Origin of the sequence: Streptomyces zaehneri (assembly GCF_032248645.1) — a bacterium.
Lineage (GTDB): Bacteria > Actinomycetota > Actinomycetes > Streptomycetales > Streptomycetaceae > Streptomyces > Streptomyces coriariae.
This window is the reverse complement of sequence record NZ_JASTTJ010000024.1, coordinates 107402-129467: the sequence shown is the minus strand read 5'-3', so window position 1 is coordinate 129467 and position 22066 is coordinate 107402. Positions and strand designations below refer to the sequence as shown.

The window sequence follows — 22066 nt, the reverse complement described above, 5'->3', positions numbered from 1 at the left end:
GCGGCTGGCACTGGCACTGGCACTGGCACTGGCACTGGCACTGGCAGGGTGACTCGGTTACCGAGGCAGCAGGGGAATCGCGACGCGTACCGACTTCCGAGGGCCGAAGCAGCCCAGCGGTCAGCGTCCCCTCATTCCCCCGGCCCGGCGCAGTCGGCGCACCGCGGACCTGAGCTCCGGGCCGCGCAGGGTCCTGCCGAACAGAGGGTCGGGCGCCGCCGTCTCGTCGACGGGGTCTCCTGGCGGAGCGGTCGCTGACTCCGCGGTCCACAGGGCCAGCTCGCGATCCCGCAGACCGTATGCGGTATACGACATACCGTCGACCTCGTACGGAATGCCACGTTCCTCGTACCGCCCGCGGTCCGCGTAGCCGAAGATCCGCACGGGATGTGCCGGTCCCCAGGCCTCCCAGCCGGGGTCGCCCGTAGCCACGAACCGTGTCCACGCCCCGTGCATCGCGTCGGCGAGTTCCTGCGGCGCGCCGCCCCCGGCGAGTTTCGCGGACTCGGCCGTATCGCCGGTGTCGAAGACGAAGCCGAGCTCGAGGGCATGGCAGGCGCCGAGGCCGGGCTTCCGTGAGGGCCAGGCGAACTCGTACACATACGACGCCCCGGAGCGGGCCTCGGCCAGCCGTTGCAGGGGTCCGCGCAGCAGGTTGTCGGTGACCATCTGGCCGACGATCTCGGCGGTGCCGGCCTCGGGGTGCAGGACGCGGTAGCCGCGCGGCACCTCGTGGCCGCAGTGACAGCGGGCCATGGCGCCGGCGAGGGCGACGGGCCCCAGCCGGTCGACGCGCTCGACCAGACCGCCCGGGACCAGCCACAGCCGGTACTCGTCGCGAGTCCAGCCCAGGAGCAGGTCGACGCCGGGGGCCGCGTCTGCGTCCACGAGTGCCTGCAGGGGGTCGCGCGGCACGAGGTCGCCGTCGACGACGATGCCGAAGGCGGGCCCGCCCAGGACAGGGCTGCTGAGCCTGCCGACCTCCGCCTGGGTACGCAACAGCAGTTCCCGGTCGACGGCGGCGAAGGCCTCGGCGGTGGCGGGGACCTTCAGGCGGGTCGCCATACGGCGGACCATGCGCCGGACCTTGTCCCGTTCGAAGGCCTCCGGCGGTCCGCTCTGGAGGACCGCCCGCCGGAACAGGCCCTGTGCCTGGGGGGCCGCGATCAGGGCTCCTGTGCTGATGGCTCCGGCGGACTGTCCCGCCAGGGTGACCCTGTCGGGGTCACCGCCGAAGGCCGTGATCGAACGATGCACCCATTCCAGCGCGGCAAGCTGATCACGCAGGCCGGAATTGGCGGGGGCGTCCGGGAACAGTCCGTAGCCCTCCACCCCCAGCCTGTAGTTGATCGAGACGAAAACGATTCCATCGCGTGCGAAGTTCCGTCCGTCGTACACCGGCACTGCCGAGGATCCCCTGGTCAGGGCGCCACCGTGCAGCCAGACGAGGACGGGAAGCCGGGCTGCGGGGCCGGGCTCAGGGGTCCAGACGTTGAGGTTGAGACAGTCGTCGCCCGCCACGACGGGGTCGGACAGATACTGGGCGAAGGCCTCGGAGTACGGCGGTTTCGGCGGTGTCGCGCCGAAGGCGCCCGCGTCGCGTACCCCGTCCCACGGCTCGGGCGGCACCGGCGGCCGGAACCGGCGGGCCCCGAAGGGGGGTGCCGCGTACGGGATCCCTCGGAAAGCGGCGATACCGTTCTCGTACCTCCCGCGTACGGCCCCGTAGGGGGTCATGACGACGGGATCGTGGGCGGGGTCCGCCTGGGCCTCGGCACGTGGGTCCGTCTGGTCTGCTGCCATCTGCTCACCAGCCCTTCGCCGCGCTCGCGCACCGGTATGACCAGAGCACCACAACAGCGCGCAATATTCCGGTGCGCGAGCCTGCGGCAGGGCTGTTTGGCGTACATCAGGGTGCCGAAGCCGAGCTGGTCGTAGCCGCCGCTGGTGGACCCGTAGTCCCCGCCGCCGCCCTCGGGGGCGGGGACTGAGAAGCACATCTGGGAGACGTACCTGTCGTCCAGGGAAAGGCGCCTGTTGTAGTGGTAATGGCGCAGCGCCCACACCGGACGGACCTGCCCGCGCGAGGCGGCGGAGATGGCGGTCTGAGAGTTCTGCGCACAGTTCTGCCCGCTGCCCCAGGTGTAGGCGCTGAACGGCATCTCGTTGCCGAGGTCGTATGTGGCGACGTACTGGGCGGCTTTCAGGAACCGCTTGCTGTCGTAGGAGTAGAGGTCGTCACCCTGGTTCCAGGCCATCCCGCAGATCGCACCCATCTGTCCCATGCCCATCACGGTCTGCCCCTGGTCCCGTCCTGATTCCTGCCACTGACCGAGGCCGTAGCCGTCCGCGTCGGTGTACAGGTAGGGAACGGCGTGCGCGACGGAACCGTTTCCGGCACCGGACTTGGCATAGGCGACTGCTTGGTCGTACTTGGCCGAGTCCTCGTTGAGGATGCCGATCGCCAGGACGGAGGCGGTGTTGCAGAGGTCCCAGTTGGCCCAGTGCCGCCGCGGACGACCGTCGCTGTCGCCCCGGGCGTCCAGCCCGACTGGGAATGGGAGTTGGCGGCCAGTCTGTTCCAGCCGGACAGCCAGGGTTCGGTGCCTGCGGCGACCCTGACCTTCGCGCGAATGATGTCCCCGGCGTTGTGCAGCATGCCGGGGTGGGTGAAGGCGGTCGGCGCCGCGACCACCGTCGTGCCGTCGTGCCGTCGTGCCGTCGTGCCGTCGATGACGCTCGCACCCAGGGCCAGTGCGGCGGTGAGACCGGCGGTGGACTTCAGCAGTCCTCGGCGGCTCACATGACGGTTGTCGTGGTGGTGGGGGGATGTGCGGCTCATGGGGTGCGGCTCCCGTCGTGACGGATCCCTGGCGGATCCCGGGTTTGGCTATGCCGAGGTGGCGATCACCTCGCCGAACCGTGCTGCGCCGAGGGCGAGCGGGCTGCGGGAGCAGAGCACCAGGCCCACGTGGTAGGGGGCATCACCGAGGGCGGGGATCGAGCCCTCGGCGAGGGCGGTCCAGGTGACACCGTCGTCGACAGAGATGGAGGCGGTGAACGTGGTTCCCGTGCGTTTCAGCCGCAAGAGGAGAGGGAGTCGGACGTCGACCGAGCCGGAGAATGCGGAGGGACCGGCCACCGCGGGGCGCAGCATGAGCTGCGCGGTCGTGCCGCCGGTGACGATCAGACCGGCAGCTTGATCGAACGGCGACAGGGATTTGGCCATCAGCAGACCGACCCGGTCGAGGGCCGCCCCCTCGCGGGAGAGCAGGCGCGCGGTGATCTCGCCGTCCCCGGACATAGTGCGCCGGACGAACTGCCCCTTCGTCCCCTGCGAGTTGACGTTGAGGTCGACACCCGGTCCGCGTACGACGAAGGTCCCGGTGTCGTACACGGTGTCGCCGGGCGTGAGGACGGCCACGGCGCCGAGAGTTCCGTAGTCCCGCCGTTCGAGAACCACATCACCGAGATCGCCGTACGTCCAAGGGGGATGGAAGAGGCTTGGCTTCGACGCGTATCGCCGTGGCGGAGGTGACGGAGAGGGCCGGCGCGACAGCCCTGCTCGGCCTCGAACGCGGTCCCTGTCCGGAGGAGTTGGTTTTGGAAACGACGTAGTGGTACGTCGTCCCGGCGGTGCCGCTCGCGTCGGTGTAGCGGATGCGCGTGCGAGCTGTCGCAGTAACAGGGTAGGAACCGGTTGCTATAACCGAGTGGCCAGAGCCTCTTCCGCTCCCGGTAGCCCGTCAAGGGCCCTCACAGACTTTCGAAAACTCTGTGCCCGGCCCAACTACGAATCTGCACGCGGACCGTTGGCACGCCGACTGCGGGCCTCAGCCCCTTGAACTGCACAGATCAAAGGGACCGCCCTGAGGAAGGCACGCAAAAGCCGCCCGGCACATGCGGCTGCCGCGATCGGCCCCAGTGCGCAGCCTTCGACGAGGCCGTGACAACCGGCTGTCGATCCAACCGTCTTCCGCACGGAGACCGACACGGCACTCACGCCCCTCTTGCCCCTCGCGCCCCTCGCGCCCCGCGTAACTCACCGGTCGGGAAACAGATCTCACCTGCCCTCCCGTCCGACGAGGCCGGTCCTCATCACCACCTCAACAACCGCTCTGAAAGGGCAATTTGGTGGGTGGCCGAGCGAAAGGTTTCCACCCAGGTGATCGCGCGACTGATTGACCACGCCTCTGCGCCAGATCTACGGTAGAAGACGCTTTCAGAAAATGTTTCCCACGCACCTCAGGAGGGTCATGCCCAGCGCCCAGCTGCCCAGGGCCGTGTTCGCCATGGATCCGGTGCACCTTCCCCTGCTGTTTCCCCCGCCGCTCGTGACCCGGCTGCGGCAGTCGGCCGAGATCGACCCGACGCTTGTCGTATGCGATTTCACCGATCCCGCCGCGGCGTCGGCGCTGGCCGACGCCGAGATCCTGATCACCGGCTGGGGGTGTCCCCGCCTCGATCCGGAGGTCCTCGATGCGACACCTCGGCTCCGTACGGTCCTGCACGCTGCTGGTTCGGTGCGCTCCCTGGTCGGAGAGGCCGTGTGGAGCCGAGGGGTGACCGTCTCCAGCGCGGTGACCGGCAACGCCGTCCCGGTCGCCGAGTACACACTCGCGATGATCCTGCTCACCGGAAAGGACGTTTTCGTCCACCGTGAGCGATTCCGGCGCACCCACGCCCAGCCGACCCCCGCCGAGACCGCGACCACCGGCAACCTCGGCCGCCGGATCGGAATCATCGGCGCCTCGCGTGTGGGGCGCCGCCTCCTGGAACTTCTGCGCCCTTACGACTTCGACGTCCTCCTGCACGATCCGTACGTGGACGCGGCGGAGGCCGTCGAACTCGGCGCACAGCTGCTGTCTCTGGAAGATCTTCTGCGACACAGCGACATCGTCAGCCTGCATGCGCCCGACATCCCCGAGACCCGCCACATGCTCGACCGCGCCCGCATCGCCTTGATCCGTGACGGTGGAGTGCTGATCAACACCTCTCGAGGCGCCCTCATCGACCACTGCGCCCTCACCGACGAGCTGGTCTCCGGTCGACTGCATGCGGTCCTGGATGTCACCGAACCCGAACCGCTGCCCGCGGACTCTCCTCTCTATCGGTTGCCCAACGTGTTTCTCACCCCCCATATCGCCGGCTCCCTCGGAAACGAGCTGGAAAGGCTCGGCCGCATCGTCGTCGAGGAGCTGGAACGACTGGCCGACGGGCTGCCCCTCGCCCACGAAGTACGCCACGCCGACCTGGCCCGGATGGCGTGATGAGCGGGTCCGGCCCGTTGTCGACGCCTCCGGCCACGGCGATGGCCGGGGTTATCCACAGGCCGATCCACCCGGCGGACCCTTGGGATACGGTTCCCGCACCGACGGGGGGCCTGGCCCCTGCAGTGCTGATCAGGCCACGGCAGCGGCCGCGACCGTGGCCTCCATGACACCTCGTCGGCGCCCACGAACAGTGAAGGAGCCGCAACGTGAGTCAGCGCAGGACGACGGGTGACGCCGGCCGGGCGACCATACGGGATGTGGCGGAACGCGCGGGTGTGTCCGTAGCAAGCGTTTCCCGCGTGTTGTCGGGCAACTACCCGGTCTCCGAGGAACTGCGGCGCCGCGTGATGAAGGTCGTCCGCGACCTGGACTACGTCACCAACGCGCACGCGCGCTCGCTGGCCGGGGGCGGTACTCCGACGGTGGCGATACTGATCAACAACATCACCGGCGCCGCGTTCGCCCACGTGGCGAAGGGCGTCGAGGGTGCGGCCGCCCTGCGCGGCTGGCTGTCGATCGTCGGCACCACAGGCGACGACCCCGAACGCGAACTCGCCCTCGTCAACCTGATGCGCCAACAGGGTGCCGACGCCGTGGTTCTCCTCGGCGGCGCCTACGACTACGACGAGTACCAGCTGCGGATGGCCCGGTTCGCCCGTTCCCTGGACGCGGCCGGCTCGCATCTGGTCCTGGTCGGCAGGCCACCGCTGGAGGGGGACGTCCCGGCCACGACGATCGACTACGACAACGAGTCCGGCGCCTACGCCATGGCCAGCCACCTGCTCTCGGCCGGTCACCGACGGGTCCTGGTCCTCCCCGGCCCTGCTGAACTCACGACCGCCCAGGGGAGGTTGAAGGGCGCCCGCCGGGCCTTCGAGGCTTACGGGGTACCGTTCGACCAGGGGTTGGTGCGGCACGGCCCGTACGACGACGAGCACGGGTACACCGCGGTGCAATCGGCCCTGCACGAGACTCCGGACTTCACCGCTGTGCTCGCCGGCACCGACATCGTCGCCGCGGGGGCCATGCAGGCGCTGCGCGGGGCAGGTCTGCGGGTGCCGGACGACGTGTCGATCACGGGTTACGACGACATCCCCCTGGCGTCCCAGCTCACCCCCCAACTGACCACGGTGCACGTCCCTTACGAGGAAATGGGCCGGGTCGCCCTGCGCGCGGTGGCCGACCGTCGGCAGGGTCCCGGGGGCGGCACCCGACGCAAAAGCGGAGACGCCGAGCACCTGGTCCTGGGCACCCATGTCGTCGTACGGGACTCGGTGCGGCCGCCGAAGCGGCAACGCTGAACCGCAGCGTCCTCACAGACGTGGTGCGTGAAGCCCAGGGGCGATACAGCCCATGTGACGTGGCGCATCGATCATTTTCCGTAAGGGTTAACCCCATGTCTTCGGTGGTGTGCGGGGCTCTCCGAGAGCTCCGCCCCAGACCTCGGCACACCGCCGAGGACCGCCCCTGAGCTGCTTCTCTGCAGGTCTCCACTGCCTCTCTCCGTCACGCGGAACGACGCTCTACCGCGTCGCACCGGCGCAGTATCTTCCTGCACGCCCCTTGATGCGACCGAAGCCATCGTCCTACCGCCGCAGCAACCGGTTTCCACAACTTCCGCTACGCCGACGCCGTCCGGCCTTGCAGCCGCCGTTCCCGGCCAGTACCTAGTACTCCAGCTGTAGATCGTGATCTTCATGTCTGCTCGCCGTCGGCATGGAGCAAGTCATTCCAGGCGGCGGGGTATGGGCACTGTCAGGTGTTGGCGCTGAAGTATGCAGCGGCAGCGTCGATGAAGCGGTCGTGTGCGGCTCGTGCGGTGTCCTGCGCTGCGGTCAGCTCCTCGATGCTCGTGGCGGCATCGACCATGTCGTATGTGGCGACGACCATCGCCTGTGCGGTGGTGTGGACAGCCGGGTCGGGCACGAGGAGCCGCAGCGCAACCAGGGGGCGGGTGATGGCGGAGCGTGTGACATGAGACCTGGCTCGCAGTTCTTCCAGCTCAACGTCGCTGACGCCGCGCAGCCGAGCCTCCCCACGCATCCACAAGGCTCGACGGTGGTCGGAGCCGGCGGAGGCGAGTGTGGTCACCGCGTCGAGCCGGTCGCGGCGCAACTGCTCGGCGGCGGCTGCGCGCTCGGCGCGGCCGGCCGCCAGGTGTTGGAAGGTACCGGTGACAACCGATCCGAGGAGCGTCCCGACGACGGCAAGGACGGTGGCGATCATCATTTGCTTTCTTGGTCAGGCGACTGGCCTCAGGGGTGCGCAGACGGGTGCGGCCACCGTTGATCATCGTGAGTTGTGTGGACTTACGAAGAGACGGTGGCCGCGGGCCACAGCATAGATCCCGGCCGTTGGCGGGCGGCGTTCGACGTGGCCATGGGCCGGATTGCGGGCCGGTTCGCCAGGGTTGAACCCAGGCTGCGGGCCGGGCGGTTGGTGCTGGGGCTGCTGTCGGACCTGCCGCGCAAGAACTGCTGGACGATCGCGGAGTGGGCCGGGGAGAAGGCCCCGTACGGCATGCAGCATCTGCTGTGCCGGGCCTCCTGGGACGCCGATGCCGTGCGGGACGATGTTCGCGAGTACGTCGTCGAGCACCTCCACGACGAGGCCGCGGTGCTGGTCGTGGACGAGACGGGCGACGTGAAGAAGGGCACCCACACCGTCGGCGTCCAGCGCCAGTACACCGGCACCGCGGGCCGGATCGAGAACTCTCAGGTCGCCGTCTATCTCGTCTATGCGGGCGAGCGTGGACACGCGGCGGTCGACCGGGAGTTGTACGTCCCGCGTTCGTGGACGTGCGACCCCGGTCGCTGCCGGACGGCCGGGCTTGGCGAGAACACCGTCTTCGCTACCAAGCCAGCTGGCCCGCGTGATGATCGAACGGTTCCTGGATGCCGGGCACCGGGTCGGCTGGGTGACCGGCGACGAGGTCTACGGCGGCAACCCGAAACTGCGATCCGCCCTGGAGGAACGCGCCTGGGCTATGTGCTCGCGGTGGCCTGCTCGGCCGAAGTAGCCACCAAGGCAGGAATGTTTCGCGCCGATGCGCTGGCGGCGAAGTTGCCCAAGCACGCCTGGCAGAAGCTGTCGGCCGGACGCGGCGCGAAGGGCCACCGCTTCTACGACTGGGCCGTCATCGACCTTGCCGAGGCGGCGCCGGGGCACCGTCAGCTGCTGATCCGGCGCAACCGCGCCACCGGCGAACTCGCCTACTACCGCTGCCATTCCGCCCGACCGGTGCCGCTGAGCACCTTGGTCAGGACGGCCGGCTCCAGGTGGCGGGTGGAGGAGACCTTCCAGACCGAGAAGGGACTGGCCGGGCTCGATGAGCACCAGGTCCGCCGCTACCCGTCCTGGATCCGCTGAGTCACCCTCGCGATGCTCGCCCACGCCTTCCTCGCCGTCGTTCGCGCCGACGAACACGCACACCGACCAGGACCCCACGACCTGATCCCGCTGACCTGCAACGAGATCCAGCGCCTGTTCCTCGCATTCGCCGCCTGGCCACGCCACGACCTCGCACACCGGCTTGGCTGGTCCGAATGGCGACGCCGCCACCAGGCACGATCACAGACCAGCCATTACCGGCGACAAGCCGCATCCCAGGCATGAAGATCACGATCTACAGCTGGAGTATTAGGCGTCACAAGGTGCGCTCGCCGACATCACGAAGTACGTCGAGCCGAGCAAGGACAAGTTCAACGCCGGTTCCAGGGCGGCCGGGCAGGTGCAGGGCAAGGTCTACGGTGTGCCGACCGATTCGGCGCCCGCCTTCACCATCTACCGCACGGACGTCTTCGCCAAATACGGCCTGAAGGCACCCACCACCTGGGACGACTTCATAGCCGTCGGGAAGGTGCTGAAGGGGCACGGCGTCAAAATCACCAACTATGCCGGCGAGGACCCCAGCACCCTCGAGGTGCTCGCCATGCAGGCCGGCGCCCACTGGTACGCGATCGACGAAAACTCCTGGAAAGTGAATTTCCAGGAGGCGGGCACCCTCAAGGCAGCGAAGGTGATCCAGGAGATCGTCGACAACGACCTCAACTCCACGCTTTCCTTCGCCGGTACGCGGCCGTCCAACGCAACTACGACAACCGCAGCACCGCAACCCGCCGGATCTCCACCTGGCAGATGGCCGGCATGGTACAGAACTTCACCAAGTCCTTCGGCAAGTGGGCGCTCTCGCCTTGGCCCACTTTCGCCGACGGGGCGGCCAAGACCCCCGCGGGCAACCAACAAGTAATCGTCGATACCTGTGGATCAGTTGATCTCACATTTGTTCGGGTGGGCTGATCGCGACGAGTTCGACCTCGAAGCCGTCGTCGTTCTCCAGGTAGGCGGCGTAGTGCTGTCCGCCGCCGGCGTGCGGGTGCCGTTCGGGGAACATCAGGCGCCAGCCGTGCTGGGCGGCCTCGACGGCCAGCTTCTCGACAGCAGCGGCATCCTCGACGTGGAACGCGAGGTGGTTCAGACCGGGGCGATGGCGGTCGTGTCGGTCGGCGGTGAGGGCCGGAGACTGTTCGAGGACGAGGTAGGTCGGCCCGAGCAGCCAGCTGCGGCCGGTGGCCCAACTCTCGGAGATGGTGTAGTCCAGCGTCGCCAGCAGCCAGCCGAGCGAGGCGAGTGCGCGGTCGAGGTCGGGCACCCAGATCTCGACGTGGTGCAACGCTCCATGCATCGGCCGGTTCACCCGGCCACCGCCTCAGGGCGCTCGACGAGGTGGCCGCGTTCGAAGTGGGCTCCTGCTCGGACGAGGGAGACGATATGGGGCGAGTTCACGGCCCGCCAGCGGGCCTGCGCGGACTCGGCGAGCTTGAACACCATCGCGAGCGCGGCAGCACGGCTGCCTGCACCCTTGGTGACCTTGGTCCGCAGGCGAGCGGTCGCGAAGGTCGATTCGATGGGGTTCGTGGTCCGCAGGTGGATCCAGTGTTCTGCGGGGAAGTCGTAGAACACCAGCAACTCGTCCTCGTCGTCGACGATCTTCTCTGACGTGCATACCGGCATGACGACACCAGGTCGCCCGGGAGCCCCGCCATCGGCCCTGTCGCATCTGCCGACTCGGCGCACCCGCCCCCGTCAGGCGCCCGTCTCCGCATCAGGCCGCCCGGATCGCGTCAGGGCGCCTGCCCCCTCAAGCCGCGCCGAGTGTCCGGGGTTTCGAAAGTTCCGGCGCTCAAGATCCCACGTTTTCCGGAGTCTTCACGTCACGCCGAGGCACACCTAGGATAGCAAGCGCTTTCTGTGAGCTGTCTGTTTCCGAATCGGCTCCGAAAGGGCGCTGGTCGAACTTTCGCCGGCCTTCGGGCGGGCCGGAGAGGTGGTTCCCGATGGTGCGCACGGCAAGTGCGAACGCGAGCGTGACGGCTGGGCCGACCCTGGCGGTCGTGGCCCGCGAGGCAGGGGTCTCGGTACCGACCGCGTCCAAGGTGGTCAACGGCAGGGAGGATGTCGCTCCCGAGACCAGGCGCCGGGTGACGGAAGCGCTGGACCGGCTGGGTTACGTGCGCAGGCCGCGCTTCGACGCGACGAAGCCGCCCCGGCTGATCGACCTGGTGGTGCACTCGCTGGACAGTTCCTGGTCGGGCGCGGTGCTGCACGGCGTGGAGGAGGCGGCACACGACGCGGGTCTGGACGTCGTCGTCTCCGCGGCCTTGTCCCGCACGCGCGTCGGCCGCCCGCAGCGAGGCTGGTTGGACAAGCTGACGGTGCGCGGATCGGCTGGAGTCCTTTTCAACCTCACGGAGTTGACGGGCTCTCAGTACGCCTGGCTGGAGCAGCACCACACCCCGTTCGTGCTGATCGACCCGGTGGTCGAACCGCCGCCCGGGGTGGTGTCGGTGGGCGCGGCGAACTGGCAGGGCGGGGTGACTGCGACCGAGCACCTGCTGGCGCTCGGCCACGAACGCATCGCCGTGATCGCCGGCCCGCGCCGCAAGATGTGCAGCAGTGCCCGGGTAGCCGGTTACCGCTCGGCCCTGGCGTCGGCAGGGATCACTTACCGCCCCGAGTACCTGCGCAACGGCGGGTTCGACGAGTCCGTCGCGCACCGGCGCATGCATGAGCTGCTCGATCTGCCCGAACCGCCGACGGCCGTCTTCGTCTGTTCCGACCACATGGCCCTCGGCGCCTATCTGGCCTTGGCAGAGAGGGGGTTGAGCGTCCCGTGCGACGTCAGTGTGGTCGGTTTCGACGACTTGCCGGAATCCCGGTGGGCCACCCCCGCTCTCACCACCGTGCGCCAGCCGCTGGCGGAGATGGCGGCAACGGGGTTGCGGTTGTTGCTGCGGATGATGGACGGGGAGCACCCGGAGGGAACGCGGACAGAGTTGTCGACACGGCTCGTGGAGCGGGCGAGCACGGCTCCACCGCGCCGGCGGGCAACGACGTGAAACGGTGACCTGCCGGCGTTACTGATCGTTTTCCGGGCATGAGCCTCAGCGCGCGCGCCACAGTCCTGTTCCTCGTTGTGTCCGCCGTACTCATCACCGTCATGGGGACAGCCCAGGCCACGACTCCCGGTGCCGTCCCTCGGGACGCCACCGCTCACGCCGCCCTCGGCGATCCCGGTGACGAGACCGCCGACGAGCCCGAAGACGTCGAGCTGGACGAGGCCGGACGCCCGGACTTCGACGAGGACTGACGCGCCGTTCGGCACCCCCGGTCGCCCGGGCCGGGCCGCTCGCGTGGCGTCGGCACGTCCCGAGCGTCGCGGCCGCGACCGGGGCCCGACCGTCGCCGTGGCCATCGCTGCGATGCGTTTCTTCACCGTCAGGTGCCTCGCCCGGCAGCGGAGCGCTCGCTCGGGTGGCCGAGAAAATCGTCGTAACAGGCAGCGGAAGACCGGGCGCCACCATCACGGTGACTCCCGGCCGGTGATCTCCGGGCCTCAGTCCTCACCCCGGTCCGGCGCGCCGACGAGCACCTCCATGACGTCGACAGCACTTCCGTCGTGGTCGCTGCCCGCGGTACCGCTGCTCCCCTGCTGGACATTGGCCGCCCGGTCGACCTCGAGGATCGAGTCGGCATGCGAATTGTCGATCACGGTGATCAGGCTGCCTTCGGCGCCCGCCGGCGCCGTGGCGGCGCCCAGCAGGGCGGCCGCCAGGACCGTCGCCGTCCTGAGCCGGGGCGCGACCGGACTCACGCGTTCACGCTCTCGGGCGCGGTGCGCAGGCGCGCGATGTTCCGCTCCAACAGCTCGGTCGAGGCCCGCACGCCGATGCCGGTCGCCGCGTCCACCTCGGGGAGCCTGCCGTCGGCGCGCTTGAGTTCGGCGAGCGCTGAGTCCATCGCCGCGTGCGCGGCGAAGAGACACGGTGTGCTGTAGATGGCGACGTTCACGCCCAGGTCGGACAGTTCACTCAGCGAGAGCCTGGGAGACTTGCCGCCGGCGATCTGGTTGAACAGCAGCGGCTTGTTCCCCACCACGTCACGGATCCGGCGGATCCACTCCACGGTGCGGACACCGTCGACCAGGATCACGTCCGCGTCGGTGGCGGCCAGCGTGGCGGCCCGCCGCAGGATGTCGTGCTCGTCGGTGGCGTCCGTGCGGGCCACCACGACCAGGTCGCGCCGGGTGGCCAGCACCATCTCCAGTTTCGTCAGGTACTCGTTCAGTGGCAGTACCTGCTTGCCGTCGGCGTGCCCGCACCGGCGTGGCCGCTTCTGGTCCTCCAGGATCACACCCGAGGCCCCGATGCGCTCGAGGCCCTCCACCACATGACAGGCGACCTCCGGATCGACGTACCCGTCGTCGATGTCCACCAGCAGATGCTGCTGCGGGAACGCGCCCCGCAGCCGCTGGACGAACGCCAGCATGTCCGGCCAGGCGATGAAACCGATGTCCGGCAGCCCGTAGTGCGAGGCCGCGAAGCCGAAGCCCGAGACGAACATCCCGTCGTAGTGGTCCGCCGCGATCGACGCCGAGTACATGTCGTACACACCGATCAGCGGGGTCGTTCCCGGGTCGGCGATCCGCGCCCGCAACTTGTTCCCGTAAGTCACCGTCCGGCTCCTCCAATGGAGTCGAGGGGTCAACACACCAGGTGCAAGAAAGCCGTTGCGACACAACAGCCCTTTACGGAGACAAAAGGATCTCTATGTCGACGCGCGGCTTCCCTCATGTGAAGGCCTTGCTCACCCCGATGGCGCAACGGGTTCACCGGAGAAACGTCACTGGTCTCGCAGCCGTGCCGCCCAGGCGATGCCACCGCTCAGATGGGCACGGAAGCAAGGGTCGGCGTAGGCCTGCGAGGCGTGCCCGAGGGCCGTGTAGAAAACGCGTCCCCGGCCTTGCCCACGGCACCAGACCAGCGGGTGGTCGGCTCCCATTCCGCCCCCCGTGTAGGACGACTCGTCGGCGACGGCGAGAACACGTACTCGCCCGCGCGGGTTGGCGCGGAAGTCGTACCACTCGTCGGTGAAGTCCCAGACGGCCGGCAGCGAGCGGGTGGCCGGGTGGTCGTGGTCCTCGATCACCACCTTACCCGACTGGTACTCGGGATGGCGGGCGAAGCGGGCGCCGAGGAGTTCGCCGTAGTACGGCCAGTCGTACTCGGTGCAGGCCGCCGCGTGCACTCCGGCGAAACCGCCTCCCGCCTCGACGTAGCCGACGAGACGTTCCTGCCCTGCCGGGGTCAGCACCTCGCCACTGGTGGAGAGGAAGACCACGGCCGCGTACCCGTCCAGTGAGGCCTCCAGGGCCGCCGGGTCCTCGGTGTGGTCGACGACGAACTCACCCAACCCGCGTACGGCGGCGACGGCATCCGGGATGGAGTCGTGGCGGTAATCGGTTGTGCGGGTGTACACGAGCAGGCGGACGGTCATGGGGACGAGCCTAGGCGGACGGGAGTTCGGGTCACGGAAAGATGATCAGGACGAAAATTTCGAGGGGTGCGCGTTGTTCTCGGAATCGGCGTGCCGGGCTCGGCCCTGAGCCGGACGTCGGCGTCAAGCCGGCGAGACCCGCGCGTATGCGTCGCCAATCGTCCGGTCGACGCGCCCGGCCGCGGAGAACGTACGCGGGTACGCGGGTACGCGGGTACGCGGGTACGCGGGTACGCGGGTACGCGGGTACGCGGGTACGCGGGTACGCGGGTACGCGGGTACGCGGGTACGCGGGTACGCGGGTACGCGGGTACGCGGCAGTGTGTGGAATCCGCACCCCAGCCTGCCGCACAAGCGCCCATGGGCCCGGCCGTTTCGGAGGCCGGGCGCGTAGGCTCGGACAGGATGAACACCATTCCCGCACACCTCGACCACATCGTCCTCGCAACGCCCGATCTGGCGGCGTCGGTCGCCGAGTTCACCCGGCGCACGGGAGTGGCCCCGGCGCAGGGCGGGGTGCATGTCGGGCTCGGCACCCGCAACTACCTGGTCGACCTGGGGCATCGCGCATATCTGGAGATCATCGGCCCCGATCCGGAACAGCCGACGCCTTCCTACCCGCGTCCGTTCGGCGTGGACGCGCTCGCCTCAGCGCGGACGATCACCTGGGCCATCAGCCCGCCCGATCTGGACGCGACGGTCGAGGCCGCCCGCTCCCAGGGCTACGACACCGGTGACGTACGGGAGATGAGCCGGCGTCGACCCGACGGCACCCTGCTGCGTTGGCGGCTGACCGACGGCGGCTCCCCACATCCGTCCGGGCTGGTGCCGTTCCTCATCGACTGGGGCAGCACCACCCATCCCTCCGCCTCGGGCCTGCCCGTCAGTCCCCTGCTGGAACTGACCGCCACCGCTCCCGCCCCCGAGGAGATCCGCCCCGTGCTGAGCACCCTCGGCACCGACCTCGCCCTCACCGAGGGCCCGGCGGGATTCTCGTTCACGGTGGACACACCCAACGGACCGGTGACCTTCGGCTGACCGCGGGGCTCCTGCCCTCCCTCAGATGGAGCCGTCCGCTCTCGGCCGCTCCAGGGAATCGGAGCGGCCTGGTGGAGGTCGGCATCGGTGAACCTCGCGGCGGCGACCGTCCGCTCCCCGTGCGGACCCGGAGCCAACGACGGCAGACTCCTTCCGCCCCTGGTCGGGGGCTGTCGGTGCGCTCTCGTGGCCGGCGGCCGAGAAGGTGATCGGTGACGAGGCCCAGCCAGTCGCCGGGACGGGGCTGGGTTCCGTGTCCGCGCGGTCGTGCATGCGCCCACCGGCGCCGTCGGGGTGTACGGAACGGTTTTCCGGGGGCGTGTCCGTTTCTTTCAAGACCAGCCGCGGCAGCGCTGCCTACCGTTGCCGTATGAGTCCACGATTCGATGCCATCGGCCTGGTCGTATCCGACATGGCCGCGTCCGTCTCCTTCTACCGTCGGCTCGGTTTCGCCTTTCCCGAGGGGGCCGAGCAAGAACCGCACACCGAGGCCGAACTGCATGGCGGGCTGAGGCTGTTGCTGGACACCGAGGACACAGTCCACTCGTTCAACCCGGGATGGCAGCCGCCGTCCGGCGGTGGCCGGACCTCACTCGCGCTGCGCTGTGACACACCGGGCGAGGTCGACACGGTGTACGAGGAGTTGCTGGGCGCCGGCCACCGGGGTGACCTGAAGCCGTGGGACGCCTTCTGGGGCCAGCGCTACGCTGTCGTGCTCGACCCCGACGGCAACGGCGTCGACCTGTTCGCACCGCTCCCTCAGTAGCGCAGCCCGCTCAGCGCAGGAGGGCGCCCAGCGTGAGGCCCGTGAACTCCCTGACGTCCCGGGAGAGATGGGCCTGGTCGGCGTAACCGGCGCGGTCCGCCGTGTCCGGGTACGGCACACCCTGCCTGGCCAACGCCAGAGCCCGTTGCAGGCGCAGGATCCGGGCCAGCGTCTTGGGACCGTAGCCGAAGGCGGACAGCGAACGGCGATGCAACTGGCGTGCTCCGAGGCCTAGTTCGTCGGCCGTTTCGGCCACCGCCCGACCTGCGGCGAGGGCGGCGACCAGTCGGCGCAGCGCCCGGTCCGGCGGCGCCGCCCTCTCCAGCGCCAGCTCCTCCAACGCCACCGCCGGGTGCACGGCCGCGGCGACCCGGTCGGTAAGGCGGCGCACCTCCGATGCGGCCCACAGGTCGGCCAACTCGACACGGCGATCGCGTAGTTCATGGGCCGGTACGCCGAGCAGTGCGGGCGCGGTGCCGGGGAACAGGCGGATGCCCACCCAGGTCACGGGCGGGCCTTCGGGTACATGAGCGCGGGTGTCCGGTCCGGCGACCAGCAGTCGCCCTTCGCGCCACAGCAGGTCCATACAACCGTCGGGAAGCACGGGAACCGTGTCGGGTGCCGCGGACGGCGTGTTCGTCCACACCACCGCCCCGGCCAGCCGGGAAGGCCGCTCCTGGTACATGTGTGCCAGGCTACGACGCCGGGACGCGGGGCGCCGGTACGAAGCCGCTGCGCTCTCTGTCCCGCCTCCACCAGCGTCTCCTGCGCGAACGGGCTCGCCTTCCGTGTGGTGTAGCAGCGTCCGTTCCGTGGCCGGAAACGGGATCCCCCGTGGTGCGACGCTCCGCCCTGGGGGCTGGAACGAGACACACCGACCCGGCGACGCTCACCGCCGCGGCGAGGAAATCGCTTGCCTGCGGCTACCAAGGGCTATCGCGGCTTCGATCCGGAGAACGTCGGGTAGGCACAGGCGGCAGGCCTTGCTACAGCCAGCGTCCGAAACGCGACCGGAAACACGTTTCCCCCACCCATCGCGCCCTCCCCGGCCTCTCCTCCGCAAATGCACCCACCCGAGCAGGGCACCGCACCGCGCGCACCGGCGCCCCGGCCGCCCCAATCCGCCCATCCGGTCCATCCGGTCCATCCGGTCCATCCGCTCAGGTGCCCAGGCGCCCACTCCCCCGGCCCTCCCTTAAGCCACCCGTGTCCGGTGTTCCTGTGGGCTGACGCCGTACTGGCGCTTGAAGGCGCTGGACAGGGCGAAAGCGCTTCCGTATCCGACCTGGCGGGCGATCGCGCCGATCGTGTCCTCGGTGTCGCGCAGTCGGTCGGCGGCGAGAGCGAGGCGCCGGCCGGTGAGGTAGGTCATCGGGGGTTCGCCCACGAGCTCACTGAAGCGGCGGGCCATGGCCGCCCGGGAGACACCCGCCTTCGCGGCGAGGGAAGCGACGGTCCAGGGGTGCGCCGGGTCGTCCTGGACCAGCCGCAGGACGCGGCCCACGACCGGGTCGGCCAGCGCCTGGTACCAGGCCGGCGCCGCCGCTTCCCGGCGGGAGAACCAGGCCCGCAGCGCGGCGATGACCAGGAGGTCGAGCAGGCGGTCCAGGACGACCTCCTGACCGGGTTCGTCGCGGATGATCTCCTCCATGAGCAGGGGGGTGAGCGGGCACTGCCAGACGTCGGAGGTCAGGGACAGCAGTGGGGGCAGCGCATCCAGCAGTCGGCCGCTGATCTCACCGTGCATCAGGTACGTGCCGATCAGGACGACGGTGGAGCCGTCCAGCCGGTCGCCCCAGGTGCGCACGCCCAGGTCCATGGAGCCGTTCAGGAGGCGCCCGTCGGGGTACGCGCACTGTCCGCCGGGGAGGATCAGCGCCTGCGCGGGCGTGCCGGGAGCGTCGGCGCAGGTGTAGGGGGCGGGGCCTCGGGCGATGGCGAGGTCACCGGCGCGCAGGCGGACGTTCTCCCCCTCGTCCGGCACGACCCAGCCCTCGCCGCGCACCATGAGCATCACCGTCAGCGGGGCGCGGTCCTCGACCCGTACGGCCCAGGGTGGGTCGAAGCACGCACGGATCATGAGGGCGCCACGCGCGCGTGGCCCCTCCAGCAGGCCGGCAAGGGGGTCCCCCCGCGTGAGCATGTTCGAGCGTGGGGGAGCGTCCATGCGGCCAGCGTAGACGCGCGCTTATGGGAATGAGCCGTTCAGCGATGGGACCGTGCGGCGTACGGCAGTTGACTGAACGCATGACGCAGAACACGGCACAGCGGATGACGGTGGTGGTGACCGGCGCGTCCGGTCGTACGGGCAGCCGGGTGGCGCAGGCGGCCGAGACGGCCGGGCTGACGGTGCGGGCGGCCTCGCGGGCCCTGGGTTTCGACTGGCACGACGGCTCGACGTGGGCGGACACGCTGCGCGGCGCGGACGCGGCGTATCTGGTGCATCCCTCGGACGTGGGGGCGCCGGACGCGGCCGACGCGGTGGGACGGCTGGCCCTGGAGGCGGTCGCGCTCGGGGTGCGGCGGCTGGTGCTGCTGTCGTCGCGGGGTGAGGAGCGGGCGCTGCCGACCGAGGAGGCGCTGCGGGCGTCGGGCGCGGACTGGACCGTCGTGCGGGCCGCGTGGTTCGCGCAGAACTTCAGTGAGGGGCCGCTGGTGGAGGGGCTGCGACAGAGCGGGGAGCTGGTGTTCGCGGGTGGGGAGGTACCGGAGCCGTTCGTCGACCTGCGCGATGTCGCCGACGTGGTGGTGAAAACCCTTACCGAGGGCGACCGGTACGTGGGCCGGACACTGGAGGTGTCCGGCCCACGGCTGCTGACGTTCCGGGAAGCGGTTGCGGAAATCGGGCGGGCAGCAGGGCGCGAGCTGACGTACACACCCGTGCCGGCGCATCAGTACGGTGAGCAGTTGGCCGGGTTCGGGGTGCCCGCGCAGGAAGTCGCTTTCCTGGTGGAGCTGTTCGAGTCGCTGCTGGACGGTCGTAACGCCTACCTCTCGGACGGCGTCCGCCGGGTGCTCGGCCGGGAGCCACGTGACTTCACCGAGTTCGCGAAGGAGTCGGCGGGCGCGGGCGCCTGGAAGGCGTAGGTTCCGCGATTCCGGGAGCGTTCCGGGGCCTCGTTCCTCCTCGGTTCGCTCCCCGGGGACTCACCTCCCCCGAGGGCTCACCTCTCCGGGGGCTGTTCCTCCCCGTTTCCGCTGTTTCCCCCATGGCCCTTCGGAGAACTCTTCGCGTGCGTCCGGAAACGTCCCGTCACGTCCTCCGGGGGAAGGAACCGGGACCACCGCTCGGGAAACTCGGACGGCATGTCGGGATCGTCGGGGTCGTCGTCCTCGTGGGAGCGGATCGCCGCCATGCGGGCGACGTACTCCGCGGCCTCCTCCTCCCGAAGCCGTTCGTTGGCGGCGCGGGCCGCGGCCGTCGCGGCGGCCGGCCAGACCCGGTCGATCGCGGCGTTGACGGCGGCGCCGACCAGCACGGCGAACGCGGACACGCCGATCCACAGCAGTACGGCGACGGCGGCGGCGAGGGACCCGTAGATCGTGGCGCCCTCGATCGTGTTCGTCAGGTAGATGCGCAGCAGGAAACTGCCGAGCACCCACATGGCGAGGGCGACGAGCGCGCCGGGGACGTCCTCGATCCACGGCGAGCGCACGGGTACGGATACGTGGTAGAGCGTTGTCAGAAACGCGACCGACAGGACGATCACGACCGGCCAGTACAGGACCTGCACCACGGTGGTCGACCAGGGGACGATCCGCACCACCGCGTCCGGCCCGGCGACCATCAGCGGCAGCGCGACCGAGCCGATCAGCAGGGCCCCGACGAACAGCAGGAAGGCCACCAGCCGCGTCTTGACGATGCCGCGCACTCCGTCGAGCCCGTACATCACCGTGATGGTGTCGATGAAGACGTTCACCGCGCGCGAACCCGACCAGAGCGCGAACAGGAAGCCGATGGAGATGACGTCGGGGCGGCCGCCCTTCATCACGTCGTCGAGGATCGGCTGGGCGATCTGCCTGACGCCCTTGTCCGAGAGGACCGTGCGCGAGGCGTCGAGGAGGTTGGCCTCCAGGCTGGTGATGGTGTCGGTACCGGTCCAGTCGTCGACGTAGCCGAGCAGTCCGATGAGGCTGAGCAGCAGCGGCGGCACGGACAGCAACGTGAAGAAAGCGGCTTCGGCTGCGAGACCGAGGATGCGGTACTCGATGCAGGTGTTGGTGGTGTCCTTCAACAGCAGCCAGGCTGTCCGTCGCTTGGAAACGTTGCGGTAAAGGGCACGCGCCCGGTGGAGACGCCCGGTGGGGCTCCCGGGTTGCTCGGGTGACTGACTTCCTGGCTGCACGCCCTAAAGGTATCCGCCGTTCGGGGCTGCACTCACCTCCGGCAAGGCCGCTTCACCGGGTCGGGGAGCGGCACGCGCGCTCCCGGGTGGCCATGACCGTCGTACCCGGGGGTAGGTTCGGGCTATGGCAGGCACCACGCACACCGTGACCAACCAGCCCCCGCCCCTGACCGGGTACGACGTGTACGGCGCCGATCAAGCGCTGGTGGCGGCCGTGGAACGGCATCTTGATCCGGAACTGCTCGACGAGGCGCACGGCGAGTTGTCGGCGCTCGGCCGGGCGGCCGGATCGGAACAGCTGCACGAGTGGGCGGTGCAGGCCAACGAGTATCCGCCGAAACTGTGTACCCACGACCGGTACGGGCACCGCATCGACGAGGTCGAATTCCATCCGGCCTGGCACCGGCTGCTCGGCAAGGGGGTCGGAGCCCATCTGACGGATGCCTGGGTGCGGCCGGGCGGGCATGTGCGCCGGGCGGCGGGCTTCCTGGTGTGGACCCAGGTGGAGGCGGGCAACGGCTGCCCGCTGTCGATGACCCACGCGGCGGTGCCCGCGCTGCGCGCCGATCCGGAGCTGGCCGCCGAGTGGGAGCCCCGGCTGACGTCCACGATCTACGACCGTGAACTGCGGCCGGCCCGGCTGAAGGCCGGGGCCCTGTTCGGCATGGGCATGACAGAGAAACAGGGTGGCAGCGACGTACGGGCGAACACGACGGTCGCCACCCCTCTCGCCGAGGACGGGACGTACGAACTGACCGGTCACAAGTGGTTCTGTTCGGCACCCATGTCGGACGGTTTCCTGGTGCTCGCACAGGCGGCCCCTCTCCGCGGCAAAGGCGGGCTCACCTGTTTCCTCGTACCGCGCGTGCTGGAAGACGGTACTCGTAACGTTTTCCGCCTCCAGCGGCTCAAGGACAAGCTGGGAAACAGGTCCAACGCGTCCGCCGAGGTCGAGTTCGACGGGACGTGGGCCCGTCGGGTCGGTGAGGAGGGGCGCGGGCTGCGCACCATCATCGACATGGTGGCGGCGACCCGGCTCGACTGTGTCCTGGGCTCGGCGGGCCTGATGCGGCAGGCGGTGGCGCAGGCGATCCATCACTGCACCCACCGTGAGGTGTTCGGCGGGAAGCTCGTGGACAAGCCGCTGATGCGCAACGTTCTGGCCGACCTCGCGCTGGAGTCGGAGGCGGCGACCGTGCTCGCGCTGCGGCTCGCGGCGGCCTACGACGACGGTGGGGAGCAGGAGCGGGCCTTGCTGAGGATCGCGGTTCCGGCGGCCAAGTACTGGGTGACCAAGCGCTGTGCGCCGGTGGCGGTGGAGGCCTCGGAATGCCTGGGTGGAAACGGTTACGTCGAGGAGTCGGGGATGCCCCGGCTGGTACGCGAGTCGCCGTTGAACTCCGTCTGGGAGGGCGCGGGCAACATCCAGGCGCTGGACGTGCTGCGCGCACTGCAACGGGAACCGCAGGCCCTGAACGCCTATCTCCAGGAGGTGGGGCAGGCGCGTGGGGCCGATCACCGGCTGGACAAGGCGATCAAGGGCCTGCTGACGGAGCTGGCCGATCTGGACGGCGTCGAGGGACGGGCGCGCCGACTGGCGGAGCGATTCGCTCTGGTGCTCCAGGGGGCACTGCTCGTACGATTCGCGCCGCCGGAGGTCGCCGACGCGTTCTGCGCCTCTCGGCTGGGCGGGGACGGGGGCGCGGCCTTCGGGACACTGCCCCACACTCTCGACCTGGCGTCGATCGTCGAGCGGGCCGAACCCCGCTGCTGACCCCGCCGGCCTGCGCGAACAGGAAGCGGGGGTG

The 22066-nt window shown here is 69.6% G+C and carries 18 protein-coding genes and 4 pseudogenes; 10 read left to right on the top strand and 12 right to left on the bottom strand.

Annotated elements, in window-relative coordinates; translation table 11 throughout:
• Positions 1 to 120 precede the first annotated feature (120 nt).
• The 3 genes and pseudogenes from QQM72_RS32440 to QQM72_RS32430 form a co-directional block, all read right to left on the bottom strand.
• Positions 121 to 1803: a carboxylesterase/lipase family protein gene (locus tag QQM72_RS32440; RefSeq protein WP_314224397.1), complete on the bottom strand. Its 1683-nt coding sequence runs from the start codon at positions 1801 to 1803 to the stop codon at positions 121 to 123.
• 95 nt (positions 1804 to 1898) lie between these two features.
• Positions 1899 to 2842, bottom strand: a pseudogene (locus QQM72_RS32435) (alginate lyase family protein); the annotation flags it as partial.
• A gap of 48 nt (positions 2843 to 2890) precedes the next feature.
• Positions 2891 to 3704 (bottom strand): annotated as a pseudogene (locus QQM72_RS32430) (Ig family protein); the annotation flags it as partial.
• Between the two features lie 552 nt (positions 3705 to 4256).
• Between QQM72_RS32430 and QQM72_RS32425 the strand changes: the two are divergent.
• A complete protein-coding gene (locus QQM72_RS32425; RefSeq protein WP_314224395.1) occupies positions 4257 to 5270 on the top strand; it encodes a hydroxyacid dehydrogenase in 1014 nt (337 codons plus the stop codon).
• Between the two features lie 209 nt (positions 5271 to 5479).
• The gene (locus QQM72_RS32420) at positions 5480 to 6574 is read left to right on the top strand and encodes a LacI family DNA-binding transcriptional regulator (RefSeq protein ID WP_314224394.1); all 1095 of its coding nucleotides are present in this window, start codon (positions 5480 to 5482) and stop codon (positions 6572 to 6574) included.
• A gap of 454 nt (positions 6575 to 7028) precedes the next feature.
• Here QQM72_RS32420 and QQM72_RS32415 read toward each other — a convergent pair whose 3' ends face one another.
• On the bottom strand, positions 7029 to 7499 hold the full coding sequence (locus QQM72_RS32415) for a hypothetical protein (protein WP_314224429.1): 471 nt from the start codon (positions 7497 to 7499) through the stop codon (positions 7029 to 7031).
• 96 nt (positions 7500 to 7595) lie between these two features.
• Here QQM72_RS32415 and QQM72_RS32410 point away from each other — a divergent pair, with 96 nt between their 5' ends.
• Both QQM72_RS32410 and QQM72_RS32405 read left to right on the top strand, forming a co-directional pair.
• The gene (locus QQM72_RS32410) at positions 7596 to 8642 is read left to right on the top strand and encodes an IS701 family transposase (RefSeq protein WP_314224393.1); all 1047 of its coding nucleotides are present in this window, start codon (positions 7596 to 7598) and stop codon (positions 8640 to 8642) included.
• 277 nt (positions 8643 to 8919) lie between these two features.
• Positions 8920 to 9518 (top strand): annotated as a pseudogene (locus tag QQM72_RS32405) (ABC transporter substrate-binding protein); the annotation flags it as partial.
• 31 nt (positions 9519 to 9549) lie between these two features.
• Here QQM72_RS32405 and QQM72_RS32400 read toward each other — a convergent pair.
• Entirely contained in the window at positions 9550 to 9957 is a 408-nt protein-coding gene (locus QQM72_RS32400) for a VOC family protein (protein WP_314224392.1), read from the bottom strand.
• A gap of 8 nt (positions 9958 to 9965) precedes the next feature.
• Positions 9966 to 10265 (bottom strand): annotated as a pseudogene (locus QQM72_RS32395) (transposase); the annotation flags it as partial.
• A 344-nt stretch (positions 10266 to 10609) separates the two neighbouring features.
• Here QQM72_RS32395 and QQM72_RS32390 point away from each other — a divergent pair.
• Both QQM72_RS32390 and QQM72_RS32385 read left to right on the top strand, forming a co-directional pair.
• Positions 10610 to 11671, top strand: coding sequence for a LacI family DNA-binding transcriptional regulator (locus QQM72_RS32390; RefSeq protein ID WP_314224391.1), 1062 nt, complete (start codon positions 10610 to 10612; stop codon positions 11669 to 11671).
• 38 nt (positions 11672 to 11709) lie between these two features.
• Positions 11710 to 11922, top strand: a complete 213-nt coding sequence (locus tag QQM72_RS32385) for a hypothetical protein (RefSeq protein WP_314224390.1) — start codon at positions 11710 to 11712, stop codon at positions 11920 to 11922.
• Between the two features lie 246 nt (positions 11923 to 12168).
• Here the strand turns inward: QQM72_RS32385 and QQM72_RS32380 are convergent, their stop codons facing one another.
• From QQM72_RS32380 to QQM72_RS32370, 3 genes are all read right to left on the bottom strand, one after another.
• Positions 12169 to 12426: a hypothetical protein gene (locus tag QQM72_RS32380; RefSeq protein WP_314224389.1), complete on the bottom strand. Its 258-nt coding sequence runs from the start codon at positions 12424 to 12426 to the stop codon at positions 12169 to 12171.
• Positions 12423 to 13286: an isocitrate lyase/PEP mutase family protein gene (locus QQM72_RS32375; protein ID WP_314224388.1), complete on the bottom strand. Its 864-nt coding sequence runs from the start codon at positions 13284 to 13286 to the stop codon at positions 12423 to 12425. The genes QQM72_RS32380 and QQM72_RS32375 overlap by 4 nt, the downstream gene beginning before the upstream one ends.
• Before the next feature lie 168 nt (positions 13287 to 13454).
• Positions 13455 to 14108 (bottom strand): ThuA domain-containing protein, encoded by a 654-nt coding sequence (locus QQM72_RS32370; protein ID WP_314224387.1) that lies wholly within the window; start codon positions 14106 to 14108, stop codon positions 13455 to 13457.
• Between the two features lie 405 nt (positions 14109 to 14513).
• Between QQM72_RS32370 and QQM72_RS32365 the strand changes: the two genes are divergently transcribed.
• Both QQM72_RS32365 and QQM72_RS32360 read left to right on the top strand, forming a co-directional pair.
• Positions 14514 to 15146 carry a VOC family protein gene (locus tag QQM72_RS32365; protein WP_314224386.1) on the top strand — a complete coding sequence of 211 codons (633 nt, stop codon included), beginning with the start codon at positions 14514 to 14516 and terminating at the stop codon, positions 15144 to 15146.
• 370 nt (positions 15147 to 15516) lie between these two features.
• A complete protein-coding gene (locus tag QQM72_RS32360) occupies positions 15517 to 15912 on the top strand; it encodes a VOC family protein (RefSeq protein WP_314224385.1) in 396 nt (131 codons plus the stop codon).
• Between the two features lie 10 nt (positions 15913 to 15922).
• Here the strand turns inward: QQM72_RS32360 and QQM72_RS32355 are convergent, their stop codons facing one another.
• Positions 15923 to 16597, bottom strand: a complete 675-nt coding sequence (locus tag QQM72_RS32355; RefSeq protein WP_314224384.1) for a helix-turn-helix domain-containing protein — start codon at positions 16595 to 16597, stop codon at positions 15923 to 15925.
• 510 nt (positions 16598 to 17107) lie between these two features.
• A complete protein-coding gene (locus tag QQM72_RS32350; protein WP_449657441.1) occupies positions 17108 to 18055 on the bottom strand; it encodes an AraC family transcriptional regulator in 948 nt (315 codons plus the stop codon).
• A gap of 104 nt (positions 18056 to 18159) precedes the next feature.
• On the opposite strand from QQM72_RS32350, the gene QQM72_RS32345 reads away from it, so the two are divergent.
• A complete protein-coding gene (locus QQM72_RS32345; RefSeq protein ID WP_314224382.1) occupies positions 18160 to 18999 on the top strand; it encodes an NmrA family NAD(P)-binding protein in 840 nt (279 codons plus the stop codon).
• A 77-nt stretch (positions 19000 to 19076) separates the two neighbouring features.
• On the opposite strand, the gene QQM72_RS32340 is transcribed toward QQM72_RS32345, so the two are convergent.
• A complete protein-coding gene (locus tag QQM72_RS32340) occupies positions 19077 to 20258 on the bottom strand; it encodes a YihY/virulence factor BrkB family protein (protein ID WP_314224381.1) in 1182 nt (393 codons plus the stop codon).
• A gap of 124 nt (positions 20259 to 20382) precedes the next feature.
• On the opposite strand from QQM72_RS32340, the gene QQM72_RS32335 reads away from it, so the two are divergent.
• Positions 20383 to 22032 carry an acyl-CoA dehydrogenase family protein gene (locus QQM72_RS32335; protein WP_314224380.1) on the top strand — a complete coding sequence of 550 codons (1650 nt, stop codon included), beginning with the start codon at positions 20383 to 20385 and terminating at the stop codon, positions 22030 to 22032.
• The last annotated feature ends 34 nt before the right edge of the window (positions 22033 to 22066 follow it).

Excerpts from the sequence above, each read along its gene's own strand:
- QQM72_RS32365 (WP_314224386.1), top strand. The coding sequence starts at position 14,514 with ATGAACACCATTCCCGCACACCTCGACCACATCGTCCTCGCAACGCCC.
- QQM72_RS32415 (WP_314224429.1), bottom strand. The coding sequence starts at position 7,499 with ATGATCGCCACCGTCCTTGCCGTCGTCGGGACGCTCCTCGGATCGGTT.
- QQM72_RS32370 (WP_314224387.1), bottom strand. The coding sequence starts at position 14,108 with ATGACCGTCCGCCTGCTCGTGTACACCCGCACAACCGATTACCGCCAC.
- QQM72_RS32425 (WP_314224395.1), top strand. The coding sequence starts at position 4,257 with ATGCCCAGCGCCCAGCTGCCCAGGGCCGTGTTCGCCATGGATCCGGTG.
- QQM72_RS32335 (WP_314224380.1), top strand. The coding sequence starts at position 20,383 with ATGGCAGGCACCACGCACACCGTGACCAACCAGCCCCCGCCCCTGACC.
- QQM72_RS32390 (WP_314224391.1), top strand. The coding sequence starts at position 10,610 with ATGGTGCGCACGGCAAGTGCGAACGCGAGCGTGACGGCTGGGCCGACC.
- QQM72_RS32440 (WP_314224397.1), bottom strand. The coding sequence starts at position 1,803 with ATGGCAGCAGACCAGACGGACCCACGTGCCGAGGCCCAGGCGGACCCC.
- QQM72_RS32355 (WP_314224384.1), bottom strand. The coding sequence starts at position 16,597 with ATGTACCAGGAGCGGCCTTCCCGGCTGGCCGGGGCGGTGGTGTGGACG.
- QQM72_RS32345 (WP_314224382.1), top strand. The coding sequence starts at position 18,160 with ATGACGCAGAACACGGCACAGCGGATGACGGTGGTGGTGACCGGCGCG.
- QQM72_RS32350 (WP_449657441.1), bottom strand. The coding sequence starts at position 18,055 with ATGCTCACGCGGGGGGACCCCCTTGCCGGCCTGCTGGAGGGGCCACGC.
- QQM72_RS32360 (WP_314224385.1), top strand. The coding sequence starts at position 15,517 with ATGAGTCCACGATTCGATGCCATCGGCCTGGTCGTATCCGACATGGCC.
- QQM72_RS32385 (WP_314224390.1), top strand. The coding sequence starts at position 11,710 with ATGAGCCTCAGCGCGCGCGCCACAGTCCTGTTCCTCGTTGTGTCCGCC.
- QQM72_RS32400 (WP_314224392.1), bottom strand. The coding sequence starts at position 9,957 with ATGCATGGAGCGTTGCACCACGTCGAGATCTGGGTGCCCGACCTCGAC.